The 1,301-nt window shown below is 68.9% G+C and carries 1 protein-coding gene; it reads right to left on the bottom strand.

Annotated features, from left to right (window positions below; genetic code table 11):
* The coding region (locus ACFWIC_RS41095; RefSeq protein WP_380522330.1) for an IS256 family transposase at positions 1-1,212 on the bottom strand (1,212 nt) is incomplete at its 3' end.
* Positions 1,213-1,301 lie beyond the last annotated feature (89 nt).

The following is a 1,301-nucleotide window of genomic DNA, read 5'->3' on the forward strand; positions in this document are numbered from 1 at the left end:
TGCGGCGACGCGGTTGACGTCGCGTGCCCGGGGAGCGATCAGCTCCCGGACGGCGAGGTAGAGCACCTTAAACGCGGCCTGTTCGGATGGGAAGTGACCGCGGTTGCGGGTGGCCTTCCGCAGCCGGGAGTTGATCGACTCGACCATGTTCGTGGAGTAGACGACCTTCCTTATCGCGGGCGGGAAGGCCAGGTAGGGCGTGAACTCGGGCCAGGCCCGCTGCCAGGTCTGGACGACCGCCGGATAGCGGGTGCCGAGATCGGAGGCGGCGAACTCCTCCAGCGCCTGTTCGGCGGCCTGCTCGGTCACGGCCGTGTAGACGGCCTTCAGTGCCGGCACCAGCTTGGGGTGGTCCCGCTTGGACGCCAGCCTGAGAGACGCCCGGATCAGGTGGATCACACACGTCTGGACCGTAGCGCGGGGCCAGGTCGCGGTCACCGCGTCGGGCAGGCCCTTGAGCCCGTCGCAGGCGACGATACAGATGTCCTCGACGCCGCGGTTGCGCAGTTCGGACAGCACCGCCATCCATGTGGTCGCGCCCTCGCCCTCGGAGCCGACCCACAGCCCCAGGACGTCCTTGCGGCCGTCCATGTCGACCCCGACCGCGAGGTAGACCGGCTTCGAACTCACCGCGCCGGAGCGGATCTTCACCCACAGCGCGTCGATGTAGATGATCGGCCAGACCGGGTCCAGCGGCCTGTTCTGCCAGGCGGTGGGTTCGTCGGTGACGGCGTCGGTGACCTTGCTGATCAGGTCCGGGCTGACCTCGACACCGTAGATGGCGGCCAGGTGGGAGCGGATGTCCCGCACGCTCATGCCGCGGGCGTACAGCGACAGGATCCGCTCGTTGAACCCCGCCAGCCGCCGCGCGTTCTTCGGCACCAGCAGCGGCTCGAACTCTCCGTTGCGGTCCCTGGGCACCGCCACCGTCACCGCTCCGACGTCGGTCAGCACCGTCTTCGGCGAGGTGCCGTTGCGGCTGTTGCCCGAGCCCCGGCCGGCCACGTCGTGCTTCTCGTAGCCCAGGTGCTCGGTCATCTCGGCCGCCAGCGCCCGTTCCAGCACGGCCCGGGTGATCTGGGTCAGCAGCCCGCCCTCGCCCAACAGGGCCGCCCCGGAGGCATCGGCACGGTCCATCAACCGCTCGACGACCTCGTCGACCAAATCGTCCCCGACCTGCTCGACGGCCGGGTTCTCGCTGTCAGTATTCATGTCCGTCCGTTCCGGCCGGCCAAGACCCGAGGCCGAGCCTCGGCCAGCCTGTCACATCGCAGACTTACACGATCTTTCGGACACGCTCC

Origin of the sequence: Kitasatospora sp. NPDC127035 (assembly GCF_042726075.1) — a bacterium.
In the GTDB taxonomy this organism is placed as follows: domain Bacteria; phylum Actinomycetota; class Actinomycetes; order Streptomycetales; family Streptomycetaceae; genus Kitasatospora.